Annotated in this window: 8 protein-coding genes; 4 read left to right on the top strand and 4 right to left on the bottom strand. The window is 68.8% G+C overall.

Annotated elements, in window-relative coordinates; translation table 11 throughout:
- From AB0D08_RS39720 to AB0D08_RS39705, 4 genes are all read left to right on the top strand, one after another.
- Positions 1 to 114, top strand: coding sequence for a LuxR C-terminal-related transcriptional regulator (locus AB0D08_RS39720; RefSeq protein ID WP_359895219.1), 114 nt, complete (start codon positions 1 to 3; stop codon positions 112 to 114).
- A gap of 256 nt (positions 115 to 370) precedes the next feature.
- Complete coding sequence (locus AB0D08_RS39715) at positions 371 to 1,561, top strand: ABC transporter substrate-binding protein (protein ID WP_233289243.1); 1,191 nt, start codon at positions 371 to 373, stop codon at positions 1,559 to 1,561.
- Between the two features lie 332 nt (positions 1,562 to 1,893).
- A complete protein-coding gene (locus AB0D08_RS39710; RefSeq protein WP_233289242.1) occupies positions 1,894 to 2,811 on the top strand; it encodes a sterol desaturase family protein in 918 nt (305 codons plus the stop codon).
- An 88-nt stretch (positions 2,812 to 2,899) separates the two neighbouring features.
- Complete coding sequence (locus AB0D08_RS39705) at positions 2,900 to 4,201, top strand: glycosyltransferase family 1 protein (protein WP_359895217.1); 1,302 nt, start codon at positions 2,900 to 2,902, stop codon at positions 4,199 to 4,201.
- An 83-nt stretch (positions 4,202 to 4,284) separates the two neighbouring features.
- Here the strand turns inward: AB0D08_RS39705 and AB0D08_RS39700 are convergent, their stop codons facing one another.
- The 4 genes from AB0D08_RS39700 to AB0D08_RS39685 form a co-directional block, all read right to left on the bottom strand.
- Positions 4,285 to 4,563, bottom strand: a complete 279-nt coding sequence (locus tag AB0D08_RS39700) for an HU family DNA-binding protein (RefSeq protein ID WP_359895215.1) — start codon at positions 4,561 to 4,563, stop codon at positions 4,285 to 4,287.
- Positions 4,564 to 4,896: 333 nt separating this feature from the next.
- Complete coding sequence (locus tag AB0D08_RS39695) at positions 4,897 to 5,943, bottom strand: replication-relaxation family protein (RefSeq protein WP_033819428.1); 1,047 nt, start codon at positions 5,941 to 5,943, stop codon at positions 4,897 to 4,899.
- A 56-nt stretch (positions 5,944 to 5,999) separates the two neighbouring features.
- Positions 6,000 to 6,707, bottom strand: a complete 708-nt coding sequence (locus AB0D08_RS39690) for a YoaK family protein (protein ID WP_359895213.1) — start codon at positions 6,705 to 6,707, stop codon at positions 6,000 to 6,002.
- Between the two features lie 83 nt (positions 6,708 to 6,790).
- Positions 6,791 to 7,241: amidohydrolase family protein (locus AB0D08_RS39685; protein ID WP_359895211.1), on the bottom strand; the 451-nt coding region annotated here is incomplete at its 5' end.

Genomic DNA, 7,241 nt, shown 5'->3' with positions numbered 1-7,241 from the left:
ATCGCCCAACAGCTCTACCTCAGCACCAAAACCGTCGAATACCACCTCGGCCACGTCTACGAAAAACTCGGCATCACCTCCCGCCGCCACCTCCGTCGGCTCCTCCCTTCGTGAGTGACCGGACCAGCGGCAGGCCTCAGGGTCGAGGCGGCTCACGCGGCGAGCCGTCTCGCGCCCTGTGCGGATCTGTGGTGATCTCATTGCCCGTATGGGCCGTGCGCCGTAGATCATGCGTTCACGGGTCACCTCAGGTCTGCCGAGGAGTCCGATGTTCAGATATCCGCCTGCCGTCACACTCGTCGCCGTTCTGGCTCTCGCGCTGACCGGATGCGGTTCCGACGGTGGTGGAGGCCAGGCGTCTGCGCCCGGGGTGACGGCTACGACGGTCACGATCGGCAGCCACCACCCACTGACCGGGCCCGCCGCGGCAGGACTCGGCGATGCGGGCCCGGCCATGAAGGCGTACTTCGACTACGTCAACGACCATGGCGGGGTCAACGGCCGGAAGATCGTCTTCAATGACAAGGACGACGCCTACAACCCCGCCAAGACGGTGGACGTGATGCACCAGCTCGTCGAGCAGGACAACGTCTTCGCCATCGTGGGGGGCCTGGGGACCCCGACCCACACGAAGGTCGTCGACTATCTCAACGCGCAGAAGGTCCCCGACCTGTTCGTGGGGTCCGGCTGTACCTGCTGGGACTCACCGTCCACGCACCCGTACACCTTCGGATGGCCGACCGACTACGTGCGCGAGGGCAAGGTCCTCGGTACGTACGTGGCGTCCGCCTTCCCCGGGAAGAAGATCGCCTACTTCACCCAGGACGACGCCCTGGGCGCGGACGGTATCAAGGGACTGGACGCAGTCCTACCGGCCTCGTCCGTCGTATCGCGTCAGACCTACCAACCCGGCAACCTCGACATCAACCCGCAGATGGACGCCATCGCCCAGTCCAAGGCCGATGTGATCGTCGCATTCGCCATCCCGACGTACCTCGCACAGCTCAAGATCGCACAACTCAAAACCGGCAATTCCGCCCAACTGGTGGCCAGCTTCGCCGGCGCCGACCCCACCACCCTCTCCGCCCTGCTGGCCCCCTACGCCCAACAGAGCGGCGAACAGGGCAACTCACTCGTCCAGGGAATCGTCACCGACTCCTTCACCTGGCCGATCTCCGACACCACGACCAGCTGGTACGCGCTGTACAAGAAGGTCCGCGACACCTACGCGCCGTCCCTTCCGCTGAGCCAGGCGACCAACTTCGGCATGTCCATCGCCTACACCTTCGTCCAGGCACTCCAGCGGGCCGGCAAGAACCCGACCCGTCAGTCGATCGTGGACGCCACGGAGCAAGGGAACTTCACGGGGCCCGGTCTGGTCCCGTTCGGCTTCAGCAAGACCTCGCGCGCCGGCTACACCGGCACACAGATCGGCGTCATCCAAGGCGACAGGATCGTCCTGCAGGGCCAGCCGATGACCACCGACGCCGGCGACGGCCCGGTCACCCCCTACACCACACCCCCCGCCACCGCCCCGGCCGACGGTATCCCCACGCCCTGACGGTGGAGGCGGGCCTGCGGTCCGCCGATCGACGAGGCCGGATCCGGCCGGACATCCCGGCCTGTGCCGGGGCGGCGCCGACAGCAGCACCGCCGGACGATCCGACGGTCCTTCACGAAGGTTCGATGCTAGGGGACAGGGGTGCGGGACTAGGGACTCTCCCTGGGGCGCGCGTCCCGGCCGGAGCGCGATGCTGAGGCAGGGCCTCCCGGCCCGGAATGCATCCCTGCCGCCTGCTGCCGGGCGGTATCCAGCACCGCTACAACAGGGTGGAATCAATGGAGAGCGCAATCCGTGCAGGAACGTATGCAATACCGGTTCTGCTTCTGCTGATGGCCATAGAGTTCGTCGGATATTCCCGGGACAAGGCCCCGGACGCACGGCGGGCCGGCGTCTCCGTGCGGGACACCGCCACCAGCCTGTCCATCTTCGTGGTCGGCCGGATCGAATTGCTGCTGGCCAGGTTCATCGAGCTTCCGCTCGTGGCGATTGCAGCGTCCTTCGCCCCGTTCACCCTTCCCGGGTCGGCGTGGTGGGTCTGGGTGGCGGCGATCATCCTCACCGAATTCGCCTTCTACTTCCGGCACCGGATGAATCACCGTATCCGACTGCTCTGGGCCGGGCACAGCGTTCATCACTCAAGCCGGCACTTCAACCTCTCCACAGCCGTCCGCCTGCCCTGCCTGATACCTGGAGCATTCCTGGCCAACGTGGTGGACGTGCCCCTGGCCCTGATCGGCATCCCGGTATGGATGATCTTCACCGCCCACATCATCATTCTGCTCTACCAATACCCGCTCCACACCGAGCGGATCGACCGACTTCCCAGAGCGGTCGAGTTCATGTTCAACACTCCGTCACACCACCGCGTCCATCACGGCGCGAACAATCCCTACCTAGACAAGAACTACGGCGGCATCCTCATCGTCTGGGACCGGATCTTCGGCAGTTACGCGGAAGAAGTTGAACGCGTCCGCTACGGCCTGGCCACGAACATCGACACCTTCAACCCGCTCAAGGCCAATTACCACGAGTTCGTCAGCCTTCTCCGCGACGTCCGACACGCCCGCACCTGGTCCGGCCGCGTCGGTTACCTGGTCAAGCCCCCCGGCTGGCACGAACCCGTCCCCGCCGTCCGGCCGGGGACGGCCCCTGTGATCGGGAGGCGACGCGGACCCGAGCCGATCAGCAGCGGATCGTTGGTTTCCGTTCACCATTCACCGCGAGGGTCGCATGCCGAAGTTTCCTGAAGTGCAGTTGGCGTCGAATTCTCGGGGCGCCCGTCCAGCCGAGACGGCAGGTTCCGCTGCCCGCAGTGGCGCCGCCGGAGCCGAGCGTCTGCGCGTCCTCGTCGTCGCGGAGTCCTTCTTCCCCCAGCTGAACGGCGTCGCCCACAGCGCCTTGAGAACGGCCGAGGATCTCTTCAAAAAGGGCCATATCCCTGTCATCGTCTCCCCTGAAACCGGCCGGCGCTCGCACCGCGCCGACGATCTGGCCCAGTGGGGGAACATGTTCCCCGTGATCCGCGTCCGCTCGATTCCGCTTCCAGGATATCCTGAAGTCCGTGTCGCACTTCCGGGACGTCACGTGGCCAGGGCGATTTCCCTTCACCAACCCCACATCATCCACCTGGCCAGCCCGTTCGTGCTGGGATCCCAGGGGATCGCCGCGGCCAGAAAATCCGGCATCGCCACCGTCGCCGTTTTCCAGACCGACATGGCCGCTTATGCCAGAACCTACCTCCCTTCCGTGGCCAACATCATGGAACGGCAGGCGTGGAGGCGGATCCGGAACATTCATTCAGCCGCCGACCGGACACTCGCCCCCTCCGAGTCCTCACGTCGAGATCTCGTCACACACGGGATCCCGCGCGTCCATCTATGGCCGCGCGGCGTGGACTCGATGCGCTTCTCCCCGCACCATCGCGACCATGCGCTCCGCCGGGCACTCGCGCCGGCCGGAGAGGTAATCGTGGGGTACGTAGGGCGGCTCGCGCCGGAGAAACAGGTCGAGCTGATGGCGGGTGTGTGTTCTCTGCCCGGCGTACGTGTCGTCATCGTCGGCGACGGCCCCTGTAGGACCCGGTTGGAGCGCGCCCTGCCCGGCGCGATCTTTCTGGGCCGTCGAACCGGACACGACCTGGCTCGCGTCTACGCCTCGCTGGACATATTCGTACACACGGGGCAGTTCGAGACGTTCGGACAGACCATTCAGGAGGCGATGGCGAGCAGGCTGCCTGTCGTCGCGCCGGCAGCGGGCGGGCCGTTGGACCTGGTGGACCACGGCCGGACGGGGTTCCTCATACCCGCGGGCGATGGATCTGCGCTGTGCGGAGCCGTGGACCGACTCGCCCGGTCCGGGGGCCTGCGTTCCGCATTCGGTCACGCAGGCCGCACCGCTGTCGCGGCCCGCACCTGGGACTCGATCGGTGATGTGCTCATCACGCACTACCGCCAAGCCCTGAGGGCGACTACCGAGGATCTCATCCTCCCGTTTCCCGCCGATTCTTCCGGAGCTCCCACGGGAAGGGCCGACCGGCCCGGAGCGGGAACAGCTCAGCCGGCTGCGTCGGCAGGACCTCGAACTGCCCTGCCGCCCTCCCTGAGCCGGGCCTCGACGCCCCGGAGCCCCGTCGGATGATCACCCGATAACGTGACGGCACCCCGTCGGCCGAGGTCCGATGCCTGGCGCCGCCGCCGTCCGGGCCGGGCATCGGTGAGGGATCACCCCTTTGCGGCTTCCTTGAGCTTGGAACCGGCGGAAACCTTGACGCCGTGACCGGCCGGGATCTGGACCGGGTCGCCGGTCTGCGGGTTACGGCCGGTGCGCGCAGCCCGCAGGGTGCGTTCCAGGGTCAGGAAGCCGGGGATGGTGACCTTCTCGTCGCCCTTGGCGACGACCTCGCCCGTGATCTCGGCGAAGGCGGCCAGCACCGCATCGGCGTCCTTGCGGGTCACCTCGGCACGCTCGGCCAACGCGACCACCAGCTCACTACGGTTCATGGGACATACTCCGAATCTGTTCATCGTCCCGGCCGGACACCGGACGGGGCAGCAGACGGCCATGCTCTCACCGGCCGTCCGCCGAACCCGGCTGCCACAAGCTCTGGCGCGGCGCTCCCGGCCGAGCGGGGCAACGGTCCTGACGTAGCGGGAACGCAGTGCCGACGACGAACGGTCGGTGACCGGCCGCCTCACGCCCGCGGGAGCCGCCCTGCGCACCCGGGCGCAGTCGACGTTCGCCGTGAGCGGCTGCCTCAGGAGCACGTCCGGTTGCCCCGCCGTTCGGCACTTCGGGTCGAAGAAGGCGGTCCCGGCAACCGTGCGCGACACCCCCTATCTCCATCCCTCTCCCTCCTTCTCGATTCGCGGACGGTTCTCCGCTGCGACCTCCTTGCCACGCGTTCTGTCGCATCCGTCCTGTTCGGATGCGGCGTCGCGGTCCTCGAGTGCCTCGGGAAGGCTGAGGCCGTGGTTGTTGCGGCCGTATCGCCGCCAGACTTCGCCCATCGGCCCGTGCTGTTGGAGGAGTTCGAGCGTGGTGGCGATGACGGGGATGGTGTCGTCGTGGCGATCCCAGCCGTCATCTCCGTCTTCTCGCCTCCGGCGGGGCGGGCAGTACTTGCGGCACAGGTCGTAGATGGTCTTGAGCCGGTCGGTGAGTGGGTGGGAGCCGGCGTCGGTGACGACGAGGGCGATGGGCGGACATCCGTCCCGGGTGTGGCCGGGGTGGGCCTGCCGCCACCCGGCGGCGGCACCGCCGGGGGCGGTCGGCGGGCGGTTGCGGACCCGGCGGCGGAAGAGCTCCGGGCAGGCCGGGAAGCTCGCCGCGACCGGGGCCGGGGGCATGGTCGACCGGCCGACCTCGACCAACAGCTCCGGCACGCCGATCTCCGGTGCCTGGAGTACCGCGTCCGGCCGCACCTTGCGTCTCCCTCCCGGGAGGGTGAACTCGGTCTCGGTCGACCAGGACGTCACCCTCCCGACCCCGCCCGCGCCGTCGGCACCGCCGCCGCGTACGAAGGCCACTATGGTCTCGTTGACGGCCATGGTGTGCGAGGCTCCGGTCCGGCCGGCGCCGCGGGTGGCACCGCCCGCCTCGCCACGGACCAGCTCCAGCAGCAGGTGCGCCGCCGAGCTGGGGCCGTCCGTGTCGTTGAGTCGCCAGGTCCTTTGCTGTGCCGTCGTGTTGCCGTCCGGGACGGTGAGGCCGTTCAACTGGAGGTCGAGCAGCGCAGCCCGGATCGACTTGCCGGAGCCCAGATGTGGGCGCAGCAGGCGGTGGAGTTGGTCGTCGGTGGCGATCTTGAGGATGCCGAGGGCGGTGAGGATGTCTTCGCGCAGGGAGTCGGTGGGGCCGGTGGGCTCGTGTTGGTGGGTCACTGGTGATCTTCCTGGGCGCGAACGGGGCGTGTGTCGGCGACGGGTGGCACCGGTTCTCACTCCCGCAGGAGGAGCACGGTGGCACCCGTCAGTGCCGCGCCGGCCACCAGTGCCCAGGCGATCTGCCCGTGCAGGACCAGGACCGCGCCCGGTAGGGCCCCCGCCAGCATGGTGGCGACCGCGAGGATCCTGCGGCGTTGGCGCGGCGAGTTGGCACCGGCCAGGCGGGACTCGGCCGCCAGGCCGGTCAGGGTGAGGGTGAGCACGGTGGTGGTGAGGTCCGGTACACCGAGGTCTCGCACGGTGCCGTTGCGGATGCCCATCGCGATGGCGACCAGGGCGATCACGGCGTACTGTACGGACCCGTTCGCGCTCCAGGCGAAGACGACGAGAGCGGCCACGCCGTTCAGCGCGGCTTCCGTGATCAGGGCGGTGCGCAGCCATCGGCCGCGTCCGGGGGGTGCGTACCGTCGCATGAGGCGGCCGGCCAGCGTCGCGCCGAGGAGGAAGGCGGCGAGGGAGGTCAGCGAGCCCACGATGGAGAACCCGGGGGCCCCGGCCAGGGCGAAGGCGATGACGACGACGTTGCCGGTCATGTTCGCCGTGAAGACGTGTCCGAGGCCGAGGTAGCTGACGGCATCGATCAGGCCGCTGACCAGGGTGAGGGCGAGCAGGGCCACCGCCAGCGGGTGGCGGTCCTGGACCTGCGGACCGGGGAGCCGCGGCGAGGTCGCAGCCGGGGGACCGTCCGTGGGTGCGGCCACGACACCTCCTCAGGGGGTTCTTTTCCGGGGGCGCAGGCGGGGGAGTCGCCTCGGTCCGACGGTACCGGGGTGCCGGCGCGGCATCAGAGGAAGCACGGGTCCAGCGGTGTGGCGGACCGGCCGGGGGCGGCGAGGCCGCGGGCTTCGCGCCAGGCGTGCTGTTCCTCGGAGGCGAGTACCGCCTCGGTCACCCCCCTGGCCTGGGTGACGCCGCCCAGGCCAGGGGCAGGGGTGGCGTGGTAGCCGCCGAACCGGGTGACCGGGCTCCAGGAGGGTGTCACGGTGGGCAGGTCTGGGGTCAGTCCCTGGTGTTCCTGGGCGGCGTGGACGATGCGGCCCCCGACCACGGTGAGGACGGACTCGATGTGCGGGATGTCCGCCTCGGGCACGGTGAAGTAGTCGGCGCTGAGCACCGCGAGGTCCGCGTAACTCCCGACCTTGAGCCGTCCCTTGACCGCTTCCTCGCCGGTGAGGCGGGCGCCGCCCAGGGTGTACAGCTCCAGGGCCTGCTCGCGGTCGAGCCGGTTGTGGTCG

Source organism: Kitasatospora sp. NPDC048540 (assembly GCF_040651175.1).
GTDB lineage: Bacteria > Actinomycetota > Actinomycetes > Streptomycetales > Streptomycetaceae > Kitasatospora.
Note: the sequence above shows the minus strand (reverse complement) of the source record. Positions and strands in the feature narration are given on the sequence as shown.